Annotated in this window: 17 protein-coding genes; 7 read left to right on the plus strand and 10 right to left on the minus strand. The window is 41.7% G+C overall.

From position 1 onward, the window contains the following. Nucleotides 1–315 precede the first annotated feature (315 nt). The 5 genes from sixA to PSYC_RS06685 all read right to left on the minus strand — a co-directional run bounded on the left by sixA (nt 316) and on the right by PSYC_RS06685 (nt 5,474). The gene (gene sixA / locus PSYC_RS06665) at nt 316–774 is read right to left on the minus strand and encodes a phosphohistidine phosphatase SixA (RefSeq protein ID WP_011280557.1); all 459 of its coding nucleotides are present in this window, start codon (nt 772–774) and stop codon (nt 316–318) included. 189 nt (nt 775–963) lie between these two features. Beyond that, the gene (locus PSYC_RS06670; RefSeq protein ID WP_041757689.1) at nt 964–2,259 is read right to left on the minus strand and encodes an NAD(P)H-dependent glycerol-3-phosphate dehydrogenase; all 1,296 of its coding nucleotides are present in this window, start codon (nt 2,257–2,259) and stop codon (nt 964–966) included. A gap of 335 nt (nt 2,260–2,594) precedes the next feature. After that, nucleotides 2,595–3,254, minus strand: coding sequence for a nitroreductase family protein (locus tag PSYC_RS06675; RefSeq protein ID WP_011280559.1), 660 nt, complete (start codon nt 3,252–3,254; stop codon nt 2,595–2,597). A gap of 65 nt (nt 3,255–3,319) precedes the next feature. Continuing rightward, the gene (zapE, locus tag PSYC_RS06680) at nt 3,320–4,426 is read right to left on the minus strand and encodes a cell division protein ZapE (protein WP_041757691.1); all 1,107 of its coding nucleotides are present in this window, start codon (nt 4,424–4,426) and stop codon (nt 3,320–3,322) included. A 388-nt stretch (nt 4,427–4,814) separates the two neighbouring features. After that, entirely contained in the window at nt 4,815–5,474 is a 660-nt protein-coding gene (locus PSYC_RS06685) for an alpha/beta hydrolase (RefSeq protein ID WP_011280561.1), read from the minus strand. Nucleotides 5,475–5,889: 415 nt separating this feature from the next. On the opposite strand from PSYC_RS06685, the gene PSYC_RS06690 reads away from it, so the two are divergent. The 3 genes from PSYC_RS06690 (at nt 5,890) to xseB (ending at nt 8,454) form a co-directional block, all read left to right on the plus strand. Next, nucleotides 5,890–6,258 carry a hypothetical protein gene (locus tag PSYC_RS06690; RefSeq protein ID WP_011280562.1) on the plus strand — a complete coding sequence of 123 codons (369 nt, stop codon included), beginning with the start codon at nt 5,890–5,892 and terminating at the stop codon, nt 6,256–6,258. Nucleotides 6,259–6,469: 211 nt separating this feature from the next. Continuing rightward, entirely contained in the window at nt 6,470–8,020 is a 1,551-nt protein-coding gene (gene xseA, locus PSYC_RS06695) for an exodeoxyribonuclease VII large subunit (RefSeq protein WP_011280563.1), read from the plus strand. A 188-nt stretch (nt 8,021–8,208) separates the two neighbouring features. After that, the gene (gene xseB / locus PSYC_RS06700; protein ID WP_011280564.1) at nt 8,209–8,454 is read left to right on the plus strand and encodes an exodeoxyribonuclease VII small subunit; all 246 of its coding nucleotides are present in this window, start codon (nt 8,209–8,211) and stop codon (nt 8,452–8,454) included. A gap of 9 nt (nt 8,455–8,463) precedes the next feature. Here xseB and pncB read toward each other — a convergent pair whose 3' ends face one another. Together pncB and PSYC_RS06710 are read right to left on the minus strand one after the other, a co-directional pair. Further along, nucleotides 8,464–9,705, minus strand: a complete 1,242-nt coding sequence (gene pncB, locus PSYC_RS06705; protein WP_011280565.1) for a nicotinate phosphoribosyltransferase — start codon at nt 9,703–9,705, stop codon at nt 8,464–8,466. A 537-nt stretch (nt 9,706–10,242) separates the two neighbouring features. Continuing rightward, nucleotides 10,243–11,778, minus strand: a complete 1,536-nt coding sequence (locus PSYC_RS06710) for a coniferyl aldehyde dehydrogenase (RefSeq protein WP_011280566.1) — start codon at nt 11,776–11,778, stop codon at nt 10,243–10,245. A 523-nt stretch (nt 11,779–12,301) separates the two neighbouring features. On the opposite strand from PSYC_RS06710, the gene PSYC_RS06715 reads away from it, so the two are divergent. The 4 genes from PSYC_RS06715 to PSYC_RS06730 all read left to right on the plus strand — a co-directional run bounded on the left by PSYC_RS06715 (nt 12,302) and on the right by PSYC_RS06730 (nt 14,997). Next, nucleotides 12,302–13,162, plus strand: a complete 861-nt coding sequence (locus PSYC_RS06715; RefSeq protein ID WP_011280567.1) for a lipoyl protein ligase domain-containing protein — start codon at nt 12,302–12,304, stop codon at nt 13,160–13,162. A 196-nt stretch (nt 13,163–13,358) separates the two neighbouring features. Next, nucleotides 13,359–13,889 carry an inorganic diphosphatase gene (locus tag PSYC_RS06720; RefSeq protein WP_011280568.1) on the plus strand — a complete coding sequence of 177 codons (531 nt, stop codon included), beginning with the start codon at nt 13,359–13,361 and terminating at the stop codon, nt 13,887–13,889. A 136-nt stretch (nt 13,890–14,025) separates the two neighbouring features. Continuing rightward, on the plus strand, nt 14,026–14,490 hold the full coding sequence (locus tag PSYC_RS06725) for a hypothetical protein (protein WP_011280569.1): 465 nt from the start codon (nt 14,026–14,028) through the stop codon (nt 14,488–14,490). Between the two features lie 111 nt (nt 14,491–14,601). After that, a complete protein-coding gene (locus PSYC_RS06730) occupies nt 14,602–14,997 on the plus strand; it encodes a hypothetical protein (RefSeq protein WP_011280570.1) in 396 nt (131 codons plus the stop codon). A gap of 282 nt (nt 14,998–15,279) precedes the next feature. On the opposite strand, the gene PSYC_RS06735 is transcribed toward PSYC_RS06730, so the two are convergent. The 3 genes from PSYC_RS06735 to dusB all read right to left on the minus strand — a co-directional run bounded on the left by PSYC_RS06735 (nt 15,280) and on the right by dusB (nt 18,004). Continuing rightward, nucleotides 15,280–15,519 carry a hypothetical protein gene (locus PSYC_RS06735; protein ID WP_041757694.1) on the minus strand — a complete coding sequence of 80 codons (240 nt, stop codon included), beginning with the start codon at nt 15,517–15,519 and terminating at the stop codon, nt 15,280–15,282. Between the two features lie 345 nt (nt 15,520–15,864). Beyond that, complete coding sequence (locus PSYC_RS06740; protein WP_011280571.1) at nt 15,865–16,752, minus strand: SDR family NAD(P)-dependent oxidoreductase; 888 nt, start codon at nt 16,750–16,752, stop codon at nt 15,865–15,867. A 220-nt stretch (nt 16,753–16,972) separates the two neighbouring features. Continuing rightward, entirely contained in the window at nt 16,973–18,004 is a 1,032-nt protein-coding gene (gene dusB / locus PSYC_RS06745) for a tRNA dihydrouridine synthase DusB (RefSeq protein ID WP_011280572.1), read from the minus strand. Between the last annotated feature and the right edge of the window lie 42 nt (nt 18,005–18,046).

Raw genomic sequence — 18,046 nt, forward strand, 5'->3', positions numbered from 1 at the left:
CTGCTTGAAAGTGAAAATGAATAAAAAAACCAATGTGGTCAAGCGCAGCGATTATATCAGCTTAGTCGAAATAAGACCAAAGTTTCATCAGCCAATTTTGCATAGAGAATATCGAGAGACAAACACAAATCACGGCTTAGCAGACATAATACGACTGTTTATTTCTTACATTAACATATATAGTCGGTAAAAGTAATATCGATACAACACGTACTACTGGTGCAAATTTTTCTTGCTTGCTGTGCCTACGCAGACAGAGGCTGTGAATAATTAACCCCAGTAGTTCTGTACCCTTTTAAAAGTGGATTAGCTATATCAATAAGGCTGATCTGGTACAAAGCGGGCAATCTCGCGTGCCATACCTGCCATCACAAAGTCCATCTCAAACACGCGTGCTTCTGCTAAAGAAAAAGACTCAGGATAGTCATTGGTCAGTAACCCTGCAATATAAGCAATAATAGACATATGACAAACCACCACCAGACACTCGCCTTCAATGTCAGAAATCTCGGATAACGCTTGACGCGCATCGTCAGACGGCGTGAGATTGTCTTGTATGCTCGATAGCACAGCAGGCAATTGCGCTTGTAGTTCTGCCAGTGTCTGCTGCGCCCTCACATAAGGACTGACCAAAAAATAATCCGGCTGATAGTACGTAGTGATATATTCTGCCGTCTGCTTTGCTTGCTGCTGACCAAAATCTGTCAGCTGACGGGCACTATCCGGACGCGTCTCGTCTTCTGCTTGACCATGGCGAATCAATATAATTTTCATGACTTATCAACCTTATTTATTGTTTTTATATTGTCAGTTTAAAGTACAAGCTACGTGGCTATGTTGCTATGTTGCTATGTTGAATGACTCTAATTTGGCGTCATTCAACATAAAGGAGAGTCGCTTTTGTTCACACGCTACTGCTATAGCGCTACTATGTGATATCAGTACTTTCTATTTATTATCCGGCTATTTATTATCCGGCTTAGTTTTTTCATTCTTTGCCTGATTGTTTGCGGTTTGCATTTGTGCCGTCAGCGAAGCATTGCTATGGTCATGCTCCATGACAAACTCAACATCACTACGAAAGCCTGCTTCCATTAAGTGCAAAGCAACACCAAGCGCCGCTTTATCTTCATAAATGACGGCATGCAGCGCATGAGTAATAGGCATATAGATGCCTTCTTTGGTGGCTTTTTCGTGTACTTGCTGAATGGTATTGACGCCTTCAGCAGTTTGTCCCAGTTTTTTGACCGCAGCATCAATCGTCATACCGCGACCAAGCATATTACCAATACGATAGTTACGACTAAGCTCCGAGCTACAAGTGGCATATAAATCCCCGACACCTGATAGCCCTAAAAAGGTCAGCGGATTGGCACCGGCGTGTACACCAAAGCGACTCATTTCTGCTAAGCCACGAGTCAAAATCATCGCTTTAGTATTTTCACCAACCTCGTAAGCGGCTGCCATACCCATAGCAATGGCATAAATATTCTTTAGCGCGCCGCCAAGCTCAACGCCGCGGATATCGTCACTAGCAAACACTCTAAAGAATGCACTATGTAATGCCGCTTGTACGGCATGACGTAATGGTTCAGATTCACTAGCGATTACCGTGGCAGATGGCATGTTTTTCATAATTTCTATAGCAAGATTTGGACCTGACATCACACCAAAGTTTACTTCCGGTAGCTCTTCTTTGATGATGTCACTCATCAGGGCAAAGGTATCTTTCTCCATCCCTTTGGTCAAAGAAACAATAGACTGCCCACTAATAAAAGGGGCTATACTTTTAAGCGTTTCACGAAATGCCAATCCCGGTACGGCAATGAAGATGATATCCGTATCTTTGACTGCGGCTTGTAGCTCGTGACTATATTTTAGGCGATCATCAAGCTTATAGCCTGGCAAATATTTTTTATTCATTTGCGATTTTGCCATCGCTTTGACGGTACGCTTATTACGTACCCAAAGCGTGGTATCGCAGCCATTGCGTGCCGCTAAGTTTGCCATGGCTGTGCCAAAGCTGCCACCGCCTAAGACCACCAAACGCAGCTTGGTCGGATTATTATGTATCTCTGCCATATTTTTTGCCACTGCGGATTCTACCGCACTTGGATTTAACTTTTTGCGTCCAATGCCAGATTTGGTGGCACGCTCAATGATACCAGACAACAATTTATTTTGTTTTTCAGCCATTTTTTGCTCAGCTTGAGTACTGTCTACATTGGTATCTGTGCTTTTGTCATTAGCGCTTGTCATATGTTTTATCCGTGTTAACTGACTTTGTGATCAATTGATTTATGCTGAGTATACAGTGAGAGTAGCAAAATTTATGAACAATTATTTGTACAAACTAGTAGTATTCTTTACGCTACCAGCTCCGCCAAACAGCCATTTTCGTTAAGTCATTACTTATAGTTGAAATACTTTAAAGTCGCTACCGTATTGCTGGTGTCATTTTTTTGCAGCCTCTGTCTGCGTAGACACAGCAAGCAAGAAAAATTTGCACCAGTAGTACGTGTTGTATCGATATTACTTTTCACCGACTATAGCTGTGCTCTTGGTTGCCCACTATGTTACTGCAATAAAGACATTTATTGCTCAAAGCGTGTCAGTGGTTCAATATCAATTGGCTTGCGCGTTGGCATATCACAAGGACTGCTGCCGGTATAAACAAAAGCCGTGACATAATCATCCGCATCTACATCAAAATACGCTTTAACAGCAGGCTCATTACAGAGTAAACCAGTACGCCAAACGGTACTAAAACCCTGCGCTTTTAACGCTAAAATAAGGTTTTGAACCGCCGCACCCACACTGAGCACCTGCTCAAAGGGCGGCACTTTTTTATGCGCTTGCATCTGCGTGACGACAGTAATAATAACGGGCGCACGTAATGGCATGTTATAAGTTTGTTGCCGTGATTTTTCAGACAGTGTCTCGCCTGTTTGAGCCGCTTGCGCTTCAGCTGCCGCCAAAAATGCACGACCCAATTCATGACGCGCATTGCCTTGTGTGACGATAAAGCGCCACGGTTGTAGTTTCTTATGATCTGGGGCGGTCACTGCGCAATCGATAGCGGCTTTTATCTGGCTTTCTGTCGGCGCAGGGATACTCAGATTACCGATACTGCGTCTCGATTTAATCCAATTGATCAATTGTTCATCGGTCACTTGTGAGTTGGTTACTATCGGGCTTTCGGTATTGTTTGGCTCATCACTGTTATTATCCCTATACTCTTCAGAGATACTCATGATTTATCCTTATTCATTATTATATGTGTGTAGCTATTAAGCATATTTACCCATTATGATAAAATCTATGCAGCATCCAAATTTTCTGTACGATGCGCCATTTTTAGATAATCTTCTGACTGCATCTCAAGCAGGCGCGAACGTGTACGCTCTATCTCAAACGCCAATTTCTCTCCTTGATATAGCTCAAGAATCGGCTGCTGCGCGCGCACCAATAATTTGACGCGGCGATCATAAAACTCATCGACCAAGTAAATAAAGCGTCGTGTTGGGTCACGTAAATCATCATCTAGCGCTGGCACTGCATTGATGAGTACGGTGCTAAACTGCTTGGCAATTTCGATAAAATCAGATGCCGAACGCGGCTCCATACATAAATGACGGAAATCGCAGAATAAGATGTCATCGGTGCGCGCATTAATTCTGATTTCACGACCATTTACAGTAATAGGCTCATTGCTAAATTTTTGATTATTAGACAAGCTGGCAAAACGGTTGGCGAGCCAGTGATGATTGGCTTTGGTCATGGGCGACTCGTATAGCTCTGCTTGTTGCAATACACGCAAGCGATAATCAATACCAGAGTCAATATTCATAACGCTGGTATGATTCTCAACTTCGGCAATAGCAGGCATAAAGCGATCACGATGCAAGCCATCTTTATAGAGTCCTGATGGCTCAATATTTGACGTCGCCACCAACGTAATGCCACGATTGAATAGCATAGTGAACAAATCACCTAAAATCATGGCATCAGAGACGTTGGAGACAAAAAACTCATCAAAACAGATAATCACCGCTTCGGCATAAATGATATCAGCGACTTTTTCTAACGGATCGCTCTCACCTTGCAGCTTATGTAACTCTTGATGTACCCGCTGCATAAAATGATGAAAATGTTGACGCATCTTGCGCTCAATGGTCAATGAATCATAAAACATGTCCATCATCCATGTTTTACCACGTCCTACCCCGCCCCACATATACAAACCTTTGGGTGCAACAGGCTTTGCTTTTAAAAAACTAAAAAAGCCTTTTTTTTGTACCGCGCTATCATTGAGCTGATGGTAAAGACCATCCAAGTAACTCATGGCCAAATACTGCTGCTCATCTCGAGTAAACTCATCCGTGCTGATGGCTTGCTCATAACGCTGTAAGGGAGATAAACTCATAATACGACTCATCATTAAACAAAATAAATATCAGAATAAAGTGTTGATACCGACAATCGTTACTAACTTATGATTTTTACACTGAGATAGTAACAACTGGTCTATCAGAATGGCTTATCACGACCATTCTTTAGGTTAACACAGCTTAAGGTCGTACAAATAATCTGTTAAATCTATCAACATAGATGAATACTGATTAACGCAAAGCCATTTTAAGTGGTTTTGCGCTAATCAAACACTTTCTCGCTAATATAGTCAAAATACCCTAAAAACGCCACGGTACTGCTGGTATAAATTTTTTGCAGCCTCTGTCTGCGTAGGCACAGCAAGCAAGAAAAATTAATACCAGTAGTACATAATGTATCGATATGACTTTTTACTGACCATACTATATATCGCCGTTATCAGTATGCTGCTCTAATAGTTTTTTCAGCTCAGACAGGCGCCCATGAAAAAAGTGCCCAGCACCATCGACGATACTGACGTCAATCCCCAAGCGCTCAGCAAAATCTTGCATGCTACTTGGGTCAATGACTTCATCTGCATTACCATAAATCTCAAAGGTTCTATCAGCGGGCAAGTCTATATCACTGCTGTCATTTTTTTCAACTGATGGAGCAATCAGAGCAATCTTTGATATCTCAAAATCATCCAGCCCCCATATGTGCGGCGACACCAGCACTTGCTCAGCCACTCGCGCCGTCACATAACCACCAAAGGAGAAGCCGCCAAGCCACAATTTGCGTGCAGAGGTTTGCTCTGCAATCCATTGTAGCACGGTCATTGCATCGACTACCTCCCCATCGGCATAATCATGCTCACCTGTCGACTGCCCCACACCGCGAAAGTTAAAACGTACCACGTGCATACCATTGTCACGAGCAAAGCGGTACATGGTCGTAACCACTTTATTGTTCATCGTACCATCGAACAACGGATTGGGATGACAAAGCAGTGCCACTGTATCCGTATTTGGGTCATTAGGATTGTTTTGTTGCCATAGCGCGTCAACCTCTAACACGCCAGCAGGAGCGGGAATCAATTGCATATAGTACTTATTAATTAAGAATGAATAACTCAATTATCCTAGATATGGTTTATATTTCAAGTGATTTGCTGTGTATTGCCACTATCTATCAACTTTTTTATTATTAATCATAAAATATTATCAAAAAAATATAGCAGACAGGCATAGCTTGCGACTTCTGGATAAACTCAACATATCTTTATGACCGTCTATTGCGGTAGGCAATATAAGCGCAATACCGAACACAATAACCGCCTAGACACTCAATACATGAATAGAGTAAATTCATCCTGTCTGTTAAAGCCTTTATTCATTATTCATTATTCATTGTCACATTGTCACATTGCTTCACTGTTTGATAAAAGCTTTAACGTATTTATGTGTCACTTTTAGGTTTACGCTTTTATTTTTAATTTACTGAAATTAGGAATCACTTATGAAGACTTTTAATAAAACGGCTACTTTAGCGGCAACTTTAGTCGCTGCACTCGCTTTGAGCGCCTGTCAAACCACTCCATCATCTCCGGTTATTCAACGCGCCAACTCTCTTTATGAGACGACCGGTATCGCCAATACCAAAATAAAGGCTCAGCAAAACGCACTGGATAGCGCTAATACTACTTGCCGAGGCAAACAGGTCATTATCGTTGAGGACCAGGTGAAATATAATGGCATTTTAAATGAGAGTACAGGGCGTATGATTGGTCAAGCGAGTGCCGTTCTCGGTACCATCCTTGGTACGGGTTCGCCAAATTTATCACGTGATGATGACTATGAATATATGATCAGTTTCCGCTGTCAATAAGCCATGTCGTAAAGCTGCAATTATACATAGGCATAGATAGGCAGTATATTAAAGGCAATCTAGAGCCAATAAGCTTGCGATAAAGATATAATATCAATCGCTGCTTGTTGGCTTTGCTTTTTGTGCAGAAGCTTTTGGGTTAAACTACCCTATCTCGTCTTTTACTTTGCCTAGCCGGTCTCTAAGCCCTCATTACCTTTGGTCTATTATTATGCGCAAACCCAATCTTTCAAGTACCAAGCACACTAAAGTATTAGCGCCTGCCAAAGATTTAGCGACCTTGGAGGCAGAACTAGCAGAAAAAGAAAACAGTCTAGAAGGTAACTTAGAAGATACCGTCCTGTGCCTTAGTGATTACTTGTCAGCGGTCGACATGGTGATCAAGCAGACCTTTAATCACCGTGTCTGGGTCAAAGCTGAGATTCGAAATTTATCCAGTAAAGGTGGGCATTATTACTTTGAATTAGCAGAAAAAGATGACGACGGCAAAGTCATTGCCAGCTGCCGTGGTAACCTGTGGCGCTTTAAAGCCGTGCGTGTCTTAGCCAAATTTGAGCGGGCAACGGGTATGCCACTGGATCGCGATTTAACGGTTTTATTAAAAGTATCGGCAGGCTTCCATGCGCAGTATGGCTTTTCGCTCACCATTGAAGATATTGACCCCAGCTATACGTTAGGCGATTTGGCGCGTCAATATGCTGAGATGGTCGACCGCTTGGCAGGTGAAGGACTATTACACCTTAATCAGCAGCTGCCCACCCCGTTTGATATCGAGCATGTATTGGTCATCGCTCCTGAAAAAGCAGCAGGGCTAGGCGATTTTCAAGCGGACGCCAATAGACTCGCTAGTACAGGCGCTTGTCATTTTCATTATCATAACGCCACGTTTCAAGGCAATCATGCCCCAGCGGAAATACGCCAAGCAATCATCAGCGCCCAGCAGCAATTTCAAGATATCTATCAGCGTCTACCAGACTTATTAGTAATTATTCGAGGAGGTGGCGCTGTCGGTGACTTGGCCTATCTGAACGATTATGAGCTTGCCGCTTTAGTTGCTGAACAGCCTATCCCTGTTTGGGTTGGGATTGGTCATGAGCGTGACAAAGTCATCTTAGATGAAGTTGCACATACTAGCTTTGATACACCATCCAAAGTTATTGCTGCTATCAGCGCTCACTTAGCACAGCTGGTCGCTCAAACTTTGCAATATCAAATGCAAATTAAACAAGCGGCTCAGCGTCAATTAAATACAGCGATGCAGCAGACCTCAAGGCAATTGAGCCAGATACAATCACAAACGATTGGTCAATTAACAGCACTACAAAAAGACAGTGCTTATGCGTGGCGTAGCATTCAACAAAGTGCAAATCGCCAAGTAAAGCAGGCAGCAAGACAAGCAAGCGAGCTGCATACACAGACTCAATCCTCTGTATATCAACAACTTTCACTCGCCTCTACTTATAGTAAAAGCCATCAGAAAACCATGATGCAAAGTGCTCAGCAGCAACTAATACAAGCACAGCGAAATAGTGAGCATCTGCGTGATATCGTACTTTTACATCGACCGTCTCGCGTACTGAAGCAAGGCTATAGCATACTCACTGATGAAAAAGACAAACGAATACTGACCAGTAGCAACCAGCTTTACCCTGAGCAAACCATTCATATCGCCTTAAAAGACGGTAAAGCAAAAGCGCAGATTATTGACATTAAGATGAATAAAAAACCCACAGAATCCACAGAAGTTTCAACCTATAGTTGAAATACTTTAAAGTCACTACAGTACTACTGGTGTAAATTTTTTGCAGCCTCTGTCTGCGTAGGCACAGCAAGCAAGAAAAATTTGCACCAGTAGTACGTGTTGTATCGATATTACTTTTCACCGACTATAACGCCATAATAATACTTCGCGATTATTTCTTACTTTTACTTTGAACATTAGGAAACCTTATGACCACCCCTACTCGTAAACGCAAAAAAGCCGCCCCAAAAACCTTTAAGGCGGCTTACGACATTCTAAAAAATAACGCGGCTGAATTGCAGCAACAAGATGAACCTGATATTGATAATCTAATGACCACCGTTGAAGAGTCTATTGCCGCTTATCGCATTTGCGAGACTCGTATCAACGCAGTACAACAAGCATTAGATGCCGCCTTTGCTGAAGAAGATAAAACCGAAAAAACTCACAGCTAAGCTGTTTTTCTATTCTGGCTCATCGACGTCAAACACTTGGCGCAGATAGGCAAGATAGGTATCATTATTGATCATTGTCTTGCCTGGGCTATCAGACAGCTTAGCGACTGGCTGTCCATTACATTCAACCAATTTTAGAACGATATTTAACGGTGTGATGCCCATATCATTGGTGAGATTGGTGCCAATACCAAAGCTGGTTTTAATTTGACCTTTAAAATATTGATGTAAATCCCACGCCTTATTCAGATCCAAGCCATCACTAAAGGTTAACACCTTAGTTCTTGGGTCTATTTTTAGCTTTTTATAATGGGCAATCGCCTTATCACCCCAAAGATACGGGTCGCCACTATCATGGCGCAGACCATCAAAAAGCTTGGCAAAATACAAATCAAAATCACGTAAGAACGCATCCATGCCAACGACATCGGTCAGCGCAATACCCAAATCACCGCGATATTCGTGTACCCAAGCCTCAAGCGCTGCTTTTTGTGAATCACGTAGGCGCACATCCAATGCCTGAAATGCCTGCATAAACTCATGTGCCATCGTACCAATTGGCGTCATGCCAAGCTTTTTTGCCAAATAAACGTTGGAGGTGCCGCCCACTATTTTTGGTTCAGCCTTGTGCAAAGTTTCAACCACATGGGCTTGCCAGTCTTTATTAAACCGTCTACGTGTACCAAAATCAGCGACGATAAAAGGCGGAATATCACGGCTGTTGCCTGCTTGTTCGGCAGCATAACGATGCAATAATTCAACTTTTTCATCTAGGCGGCGCTGCCCTTCTTCAAGTACGCTAGCGTCGGTTAACGCCTTGAAATATAGCTCATTAACAATGGCTAGCACGAACACTTCGAAGAACATCGCCTGAATCATCGGACCTTCGATATCGATAAATAGGCGACCTTTATCATCGGTAGTCACCGTGATAAAACGACGTTTTAACTTAAACAACTCCAAGTAATCAACGAAGTCTGAACGCATAAAGCGTAAACCACGCAAGTATTCTAGTTCATCTTCTAAAAATCGCAGTTCACATAAGCTGTCTAGTTGTTTTTCTAATGCGTCTTTGATATCAGCAAGTGGATAAGCGGCATCTTTATTATTACGGCAGCGAAAGCGGTAGACACCATGAGTCTGCGGAAACTGATGTAGCATGGCTTGCAGCATGGTAAATTTGTACAAATCGTTATCAAGTAACGAGGTAATAATGGGCTCAAAAGTTGTAGAAGTATGGGTAACGGTCATGTTACAGCCTTAAATACAAAGATGAAAGATCGCTAAACGAAGCAAGCGACAAAATAGGTGGACGTAACGATATAATATATTACTAATAGATAAATCATAAGCGTTTGAGTATAACGAAATTTAGGTTATTTTTCAGAGTTCACTATGCATTGCAGCAAAATTACTACGATTCATAGGGCTATTTACCACATTATAGTCGCCTATCACCTATAAAAAAGACGCTAAGAATTGAACTGACCCCTATAAGTTGGACACAACTTATAGGGGTCAGTTCACTCAGTAGATACTGTTAATTATAATATCGCTCACCATCATCTAATATGAGCGGAGCCTCATATCAGTTAACAGTTAGTAGCCATTGATTAAATAGTGACTACCTTAGAACAGCTATAGTCGGTGAAAAGTAATATCGATACAACACGTATTACTGGTGCAAATTTTTCTTGCTTGCTGTGCCTACGCAGACAGAGGCTGCAAAAAATTTACACCAGCAATACGGTAGCGACTTTAAAGTATTTCAACTATATTTTAAAAATACTATTTCAAAAACAGCGCCATTGCCTTTTTAAACAAGCCGCCATATGGCGGTAATAATATATTTAAACCATTCAATTTGGATTGTACAAAGATAGGTTTCATGTGACTTAAACGCTCAAAGCCAGCTTTGCCATGGTAAGCGCCTGTACCTGAATCACCAACACCGCCAAATGGCAAGTCATGCTGCGCCACATGCATAATAACCTCATTAATACACAGACCGCCCGATACCGTATTGGTGCGTACCTTATCGATATCACGGTTATTATCGCCAAAGACATATAGTGCCAATGGGCGTGGACGGGCGTTAATAAATGCAATCGCATTATCAAGAGTATCATAGTGCATGAGCGGTAAAACGGGTGCAAATATCTCGTTTTGCATCACATCACTCTCAGGCGCAGGCTCGCTGACGATGACCGGTGGCATGAGGCGAGTTTCAATACTGGCTTCTGCATCCGTTAACCGGTGGATACCCTCGCCTGACAAACTGTCCAAATAGCCTTTGACACGCTTGAACTGCTGAGCATTAATAATGCGCGAGTAATCAGGATTGCTTTCAATATTGGGATAGTGTTTCTCCATCCACTCTTTTGCCAGACGCACAAATTCATCATGATATTGGCGCTGAATCAGTACATAGTCAGGTGCGATACAAGTCTGACCAGCGTTTAAAGTCTTGCCCATCATCACACGATTGACTGCATTTTCTAAGTTAGCACCCTCTAGTACTATTACTGGTGACTTACCACCAAGCTCAAGCGTGACAGGTGTCAGATTCGGCGCTGCCGCGGCCATCACCTTTTTTCCAACGGCGGTAGAGCCGGTATAAAGCAAGTGATCAAAGGGCAGCTTGCTAAAGGCTGCGGCAATCTCAACTTCACCGATGACCACACAAACCATATCTGCTGAAAAATAACGCGAAATAGTTTCTGCAAACGTTTGCGCAAATTGCGGAGCCGCTTCACTCATTTTAATCATGATGCGGTTGCCAGCGGTAAGCGCATCAATCATCGGTCCTATTGCTAAAAATAAGGGATAGTTCCAAGGCACCATAATACCGACCACACCCAATGGCTGTGGCAAAATCTCATTATGTGCTGGCATATATAGCGCTGAACTCGATACTCGCTGCGCCTTCATCCACCTTTTACCGTGCTTTTTGGCATGACTGATACCCGTAAAGCTCGGAAACAGCTCGGCAAATTGAGTTTCTGATTCACTACGATAGCCAAAATCAGCGCTGATAGCATTAGCAAGCAGTTGTTGGTTATCACTCAGCATCAGCTCCAGATTATCTAGTTGGTCTCTACGAGTCGCCCAATCATTAATCGGCTGAGTACGGCTTAAATTTTGTAAGCGTAAAAACTGTGACTGCATATCCGCCACGGTTTTAATAATACTAAGCCCTTCGTGCTCATTGTGCTCATTGTGCTCATTGTGCTCATTGTGCTCATTGTGCTCATTGTGCTCATTGTGCTCATCGTAGCTAGGATGTATCGTTTGAACCTGATTGTTTTGATCGCTGTCTGTCATATATCTTCCTTGTCATATACGTGAGAGTCGGCACGCTTTGTTAAATTTAAGACGCTATAACTATAGTCGGTGAAAAGTAATATCGATACAACACGTATTACTGGTGCAAATTTTTCTTGCTTGCTGTGCCTACGCAGACAGAGGCTGCAAAAAATTTACACCAGCAATACGGTAGCGACTTTAAAGTATTTCAACTATATAAAGCCTAATAGTGAATACGGCTAAAATTCCATTTTATAGAATACCATTCTCTTAGATATTACTTTTGTTTGGTACTATTTAATGTAGCCCATTGATCCCTGAGTGAACAGCATCTTTAATGCATCCATGGGTTTGTATACGATGCGTATCCGCTCACTGCAAGGTGGCTTTTTTTGGATATGTTATCTCTTAATATTTTTATAGATAAATATAATCCAAATTAAAATTTGGGCGACAATATGAAAACTGCTACACTCAATGACTGTAATATTAACAATAGATAGCCCCTTTTACACAACAAAAATATAAGACAGCCACTCTCATGCCAAATACTATGCAGGCGCTTAATACGCAACCACTTAATGATACCCTCATCACAAAATCAATCACAGCTGCTGACTATGTGCCTACCCTCGATGCCATGTTATCACGTACCTTAGCGCGTATCGCTCTTAAAAAAGAGCAAGGGTTGCGTACGCCTGATGAGTTATGGATTGTCGATCACAATGACGTTTATACCCTTGGGCAAGCAGGTAAAGAAGAGCATATATTACAACGTACCAATACCCCTATCATCAAAACGGATCGTGGTGGTCAGGTTACATGGCACGGGCACGGGCAGCTGGTTATGTATTGGCTGTTTGATTTGGACAGTGTGGGCTGGAGTGTGCGTAATATGGTCTCTCATGCTGAGCAAGCGATTGAGGATGTGGTCAATGACTGCCTCAAAAGCCCAGCATCGACTGACACCATCCATATCAGCGCCCGTGCCCGCCGTGATGCGCCTGGTGTCTATATATATGCTGATACGGCTGCAGAAATTGACAGTGCTCATCGCTCTACTGATGAGATAAAAGTTGATAATACCATTATGATTGGCAAAATTGCGTCGCTTGGCTTTAAAATCAAGCATGGTTTTAGCTACCATGGTGTTGCCATTAATTTAAATTGTGATTTATCAGCATTTAATGCCATCAATCCTTGTGGTTACGCTGGCATGCAAATGTTGCGTTTGGCGGATTTTGTTAATATGAATCAAGCGACCACTCCACAGCCAAATAACCCTACGCTTACCGATGACGCAAAAACGATTACCTATGAGCAATTTACGCAAAAGCTCATCGACAATATTGCACAGCGTCATGCAGGAGTGATCCCATTGCGTGAATTAGCGCCAAAATAAGACCGTTGATTCTTTTTTTGCATAATCTTTTTTTGCATAATATCGTGCGCGCTTAGACTTAAGCATTATGAGAAAATTTAATTCAAACTTGTTATAATCGCACACGGCACAAATTGGGCGCAGTAACAAACCTTGTACGCCGACTTTAACCTTTTACGACTCAATTATTCATAACAAAAGCAAATTGGAGTATTTTATGGCAGATTTTAATAAAATTTTGGACGCAGGCGACGTCGACGGTGGCATTATTAATGTCGTAGTAGAAATCCCAACCGGTAGTAGCCATAAAATTGAGTGGAATCGCGAGTTGGCCGTATTTGAGCTTGATCGTGTTGATCCACAGATTTTTGCCAAGCCTTGCAACTATGGTTTTATCCCACAAACTCTTGATGAAGATGGCGATGAGCTTGATGCGCTTATCATCACTGAACAGCCGTTACCGACTGGAATTTTCTTAAAAGCCAAAGTAATCGGTGTGATGAAGTTCGTTGATGATGGCGAAGTCGATGACAAAATCGTTGTGGTACCTGCTGACGACCGTGATACAGGCAATGCTTATAACAGTCTAGCGGACTTACCAAAGCAGCTGATCAATCAGTTAGAGTTCCATTTCAGCCATTATAAAGACCTTAAAAAACCAGGTACTACTGTGGTTGAATCTTGGGGTGACGTGGAAGAAGCCAAAGAAGTTATCAAAGAATCTATCCAGCGCTGGAAAGATTTATAAATTAAAATGAAATAAAATTGATAAAAATACCGCAGACATGATGATGACTGCGGTATTTTTTTTGCTTGAATTTTGCCTGCATAACAGGGTTATAATACCTCAATCTACTTATTATCATGCTCAAATAAGGACAGTCATGTTTGATTCTGATTCAGGCTCAAAACCTGCCAAAGTAAAATTGCCAAAGACCGTTATAATGATGGTCGAAAAAGGCAATTTGGTCATGGCTATTAAGACTTTAGCCGCTGATGAGAATATCAGCATGGATGATGCCAAATCTCGCATAGATGCATACGAGCTTGCTCTCAAAATTCAGCAGCAGCAAAAATTAAACAGTATCGCCAATAAACAAGGAATTCCCAGTCAAGCCTTTAGCTTTGATAGAGAACAAGCCGAGGACGATACTGAGCGCTTAATTAAAAGCCGAGTTAAAAGCACGCCGTCTGAGCAAAACTTTCAAAGTCTGCAAGAGGGTCTTAACAACCAGCTTAATGATTTGGGCTATAAAAAACCCCTACTGCCCTATTGGGCAAAGCGACTACTCATCATTGCTATCATTATGGCAGGGCTATTTTGGATAATGTGGCGTGTGTTTGGCTAGTCTGTTTTAAGTGGTTCCGTTATAGCGGTCTATTTTGAGTGGCCTGATAATAGGCTTTAAGGATAAAATAGCTGGTTCCGTTGGGTTATACCCTTTTAAAAGGACAATAGTATGTTAGTTAAGTTGTTTTGGACTGATAGATGGAATAATGGAGATTTATATCCAGAAGGTATAATTTTAGAAAACAGTTCAAATATAAAGGGACTAATTTTTAATTTCTTGAATGATGATGGAGGACTTGGATTGAGCTATCTAGGAAACTGGATGGATGAAGGGATTAAAGAAATTAAAAAGGTAAAACAAGGGAGCTTGGACTTTTACGACATGTGGGGGCAATCTTGGGGAGCAGAAGTTAGAAAGGATGAAGTATTAATTTATTGGGGTTATGACGATACAGAACTAGAAGAAACAATGAATTTTTCTAGCTTTTATAAAATACTAACTAATTGGATGGTTCTTATAAGTAAAACACCACGCTTAGAAACAGAAATGTTGTTTGAGTGTTGAAATGGCCTATGTTATGAGTTTTATAGTTATTAATTTCATATCGAACACTAGCAGTTCGATGCCTGTATAGCGCACCGAACATGAATAGAATATGCAAATAAACCCTAAAAAAATGTAGTCATTCTTAAGCTGGAGGGAGTACTTTCAATTACATTATTATTTTTTGGGATGAATATCCATGTATCAAAACTTACAGCTGTAACGTCGTCAAAAGCATTTACTATACTTTCAACAGTAGTCTCTATAATCGGGTATGCTGCATCATTCCAGATAACAAAACAACTATCTGTCAGTGTGAGATTTATTTGTATCTGTCAGTGTGAGATTTATTTGATTTTTAGTTTCTTCTATACAGTTTAGCAGCACTTTTTTATCAACCTTGTTCCAGTCAATTCCTCCGCTACCACTAGTTCGTATTGGAAATGAGCTAACAAACTGATCCATTACTTTCCTAGACTCTTCATCGGCTAATATTCTAACTTCTTTAAGAGCATCTAAAGCTTCATCGAATAAAACACTCATACAAGTGACCTGTTAAATTGTTTAAGATAATTAAGAGTAATTCGATTGAATCTTGAAAAGCTTGCTTCGTGTACATTACCAAGTACACCGCGACTACCTAAATAACTCAAGATACTGATACCATTAACCTACAGCCAAAGATTCAAGTCCTCACTAGGGAACCGCCCTTCTTCCCATAAGAAACGTTATGATAAATAGTTATAAATAAATTTTGACCTCAATAAGAAGCCAAGAACAAATAGCCACTATCCTACCCATTTATATGAAAATCAATACTTTTGAAGACATTAAAAAAGGATACTCCAGTATCCTTTTTATTGTTTAAGGGCTAGTAAAACCCCTATTTTAGTGATACTCACCAGGAAGTATTCTTGCAAAGGCGCGCTGAGCAAGGTTTGGTTTTTTATCGGTAGTCAGACCAGCACGAGTGCTTGGAAAAATACGATAACCCATTGACTGAATACCAACGTTAATCGCTGGTGCTAATGAATAAGTAGCCGACGCGAATTTACCCATGTTGCTGGCAATACTATTTGGTTTATGAACAATCGCTTTGGCGACCATCATCGCCGCCTCATCTGGCATAAGCGCTGGCATATAACGGTAAAGCTTGGTTGGCTCAATCATCGGTGTGCGTACCAATGGCATAAAGATATTGGTTATCGTCACATTATCCCCTTTGACTTCAGCGGCTAGGCAACGGCTAAAGGCATCCAAGGCTGATTTTGATGCGACATAGGCTGCAAAACGCGGACTATTTGCCAATACACCAATCGATGAGATATTAACAATTTGACCAGTTTGACGTTCAATCATCGTCGGCAAAAATCCAAGGATGATTTTGACTGCGCCAAAGTAATTGACATCCATGGTGCGCACAAAATCATGGAAACGTTCAGTAGACTCGTGAACCGAACGTCGAATTGAACGACCAGCATTATTTATCAATACATCAACATGACCAAAATCAGCCAAAATTTGTGCGCTGACTGTTTCAATTTCATCCATATTGGTCAAATCACAAGGATAATAACTGGCTCTGCCACCAAGCTCCTCGATACCTTCTTTAACGGCCTTTAGCTTCTCTTCAGTACGTGCCAACAAAATGACATGAGCACCGCATTCACTAAGCAAAAAAGCGGTACGCTCACCAATACCACTTGATGCCCCCGTTATAATAATATTCTTGTCTTGAACTGCTTTGCTGATTGCTTTTTTTGAGGGGTTGGCCATGAAGCATCCTTTTAAAAATCAGACTTCCGTTAATATTTACCTAAATCATAACAAAGAAATATAGGTTAAAGGAAATAAATAGGGCGTGTCATCAATTAAGCCAAATGACACAAGAAACCAGATGAATAGCACTCAAGAAATGAATAGACACTCTTATTAGATGAAGTATGTATTAGATGAAGTATGGATTACTTTGTGCTCGACATATTATCTTTACTTATTATTCATGGGCGTGCAAAAAATCTTCCACCACACGAAACTGACCAGCAGTACTTTCCTCACCATACATCGCTTGTCTAAAGGCGTTAGAGTTCGGAATACCAGTGGTATACCAAGCGATATGCTTGCGAGCAATACGACAGCCTGAATATTCACCATAAAAACCGTACAGCTCTTCTAAATGCGTCAGTACAATTTTTTTTATTTCGCTAACACTGGGCGGCGCCAGCGTCTCCCCTGACCGCAAAAAATGCTCAATATCACGAAATATCCATGGTTGTCCTTGAGCGGCTCGCCCAATCATTACTGCATCACAACCGGTCAACTCATAGACGCGCTGCGCTTTTTGCGCACTATCAATGTCACCATTTGCGATGACTGGAATACTAATACTTTCTTTCACCTCACGTATTAGATCGTAACGTGCCTCTCCGGTATACATATCTTCGCGCGTACGTCCATGGATAGCAATAGCAGCAATGCCTGCTTGTTCTGCTCGCTTTGCAACGCGCAAAATGTTCTCACGTCCATTCTCATAGCCTAATCGCGTTTTTAAAGTGACGGGAGCATCGACGGCATTCACGGCGGCATCTAATAGACGTGCTACTAAATCCTCATCTTGTAGCAATGCAGAGCCTGCCAATTTACGGCAGACTTTTTTGGCAGGACATCCCATGTTGATATCAATAATCTGCGCGCCATTATCAATCTGATAACGTGCCGCTTCTGCCAATTTATCAGGCTCTGCGCCCGCTATCTGGGCAGAAATAGGCGCAATCTCATTATCAAAATTGGCACGGTACAGCGATTTTTTGCGCGCATACAATGCCGTATCAGCGATAATCATCTCACTGACTGCATGACCCGCACCAAAGGACTTGCACAACCTGCGAAAAGGATTGTCTGTCACACCAGCCATCGGTGCGACTATCAGACGGTTTTCAATCGTTAAGCCGCCAATCACTAATGGTTGCAATAAAGGATGCTGAGACATAGGCAGAGACGAAGGTAAAATAGGAGAATTAATAGACATAAAAAAACGGCTTGCTGTTAATTAAAATCAGTCAATGAAAAC

Source organism: Psychrobacter arcticus 273-4 (assembly GCF_000012305.1).
Taxonomy (GTDB): Bacteria; Pseudomonadota; Gammaproteobacteria; order Pseudomonadales; family Moraxellaceae; genus Psychrobacter; species Psychrobacter arcticus.

What these genes read in the sequence shown, in the direction of transcription:
- xseA (WP_011280563.1), top strand. Translation starts at nt 6,470, where the DNA reads ATGCGCAAACCCAATCTTTCAAGTACCAAGCACACTAAAGTATTAGCG.
- PSYC_RS06685 (WP_011280561.1), bottom strand. Translation starts at nt 5,474, where the DNA reads ATGCAATTGATTCCCGCTCCTGCTGGCGTGTTAGAGGTTGACGCGCTA.
- dusB (WP_011280572.1), bottom strand. Translation starts at nt 18,004, where the DNA reads ATGTCTATTAATTCTCCTATTTTACCTTCGTCTCTGCCTATGTCTCAG.
- pncB (WP_011280565.1), bottom strand. Translation starts at nt 9,705, where the DNA reads ATGACCGTTACCCATACTTCTACAACTTTTGAGCCCATTATTACCTCG.
- PSYC_RS06710 (WP_011280566.1), bottom strand. Translation starts at nt 11,778, where the DNA reads ATGACAGACAGCGATCAAAACAATCAGGTTCAAACGATACATCCTAGC.
- PSYC_RS06675 (WP_011280559.1), bottom strand. Translation starts at nt 3,254, where the DNA reads ATGAGTATCTCTGAAGAGTATAGGGATAATAACAGTGATGAGCCAAAC.
- PSYC_RS06690 (WP_011280562.1), top strand. Translation starts at nt 5,890, where the DNA reads ATGAAGACTTTTAATAAAACGGCTACTTTAGCGGCAACTTTAGTCGCT.
- xseB (WP_011280564.1), top strand. Translation starts at nt 8,209, where the DNA reads ATGACCACCCCTACTCGTAAACGCAAAAAAGCCGCCCCAAAAACCTTT.
- PSYC_RS06720 (WP_011280568.1), top strand. Translation starts at nt 13,359, where the DNA reads ATGGCAGATTTTAATAAAATTTTGGACGCAGGCGACGTCGACGGTGGC.
- PSYC_RS06670 (WP_041757689.1), bottom strand. Translation starts at nt 2,259, where the DNA reads ATGACAAGCGCTAATGACAAAAGCACAGATACCAATGTAGACAGTACT.
- PSYC_RS06735 (WP_041757694.1), bottom strand. Translation starts at nt 15,519, where the DNA reads ATGAGTGTTTTATTCGATGAAGCTTTAGATGCTCTTAAAGAAGTTAGA.
- sixA (WP_011280557.1), bottom strand. Translation starts at nt 774, where the DNA reads ATGAAAATTATATTGATTCGCCATGGTCAAGCAGAAGACGAGACGCGT.
- PSYC_RS06715 (WP_011280567.1), top strand. Translation starts at nt 12,302, where the DNA reads ATGCCAAATACTATGCAGGCGCTTAATACGCAACCACTTAATGATACC.
- zapE (WP_041757691.1), bottom strand. Translation starts at nt 4,426, where the DNA reads ATGAGTTTATCTCCCTTACAGCGTTATGAGCAAGCCATCAGCACGGAT.
- PSYC_RS06725 (WP_011280569.1), top strand. Translation starts at nt 14,026, where the DNA reads ATGTTTGATTCTGATTCAGGCTCAAAACCTGCCAAAGTAAAATTGCCA.
- PSYC_RS06730 (WP_011280570.1), top strand. Translation starts at nt 14,602, where the DNA reads ATGTTAGTTAAGTTGTTTTGGACTGATAGATGGAATAATGGAGATTTA.
- PSYC_RS06740 (WP_011280571.1), bottom strand. Translation starts at nt 16,752, where the DNA reads ATGGCCAACCCCTCAAAAAAAGCAATCAGCAAAGCAGTTCAAGACAAG.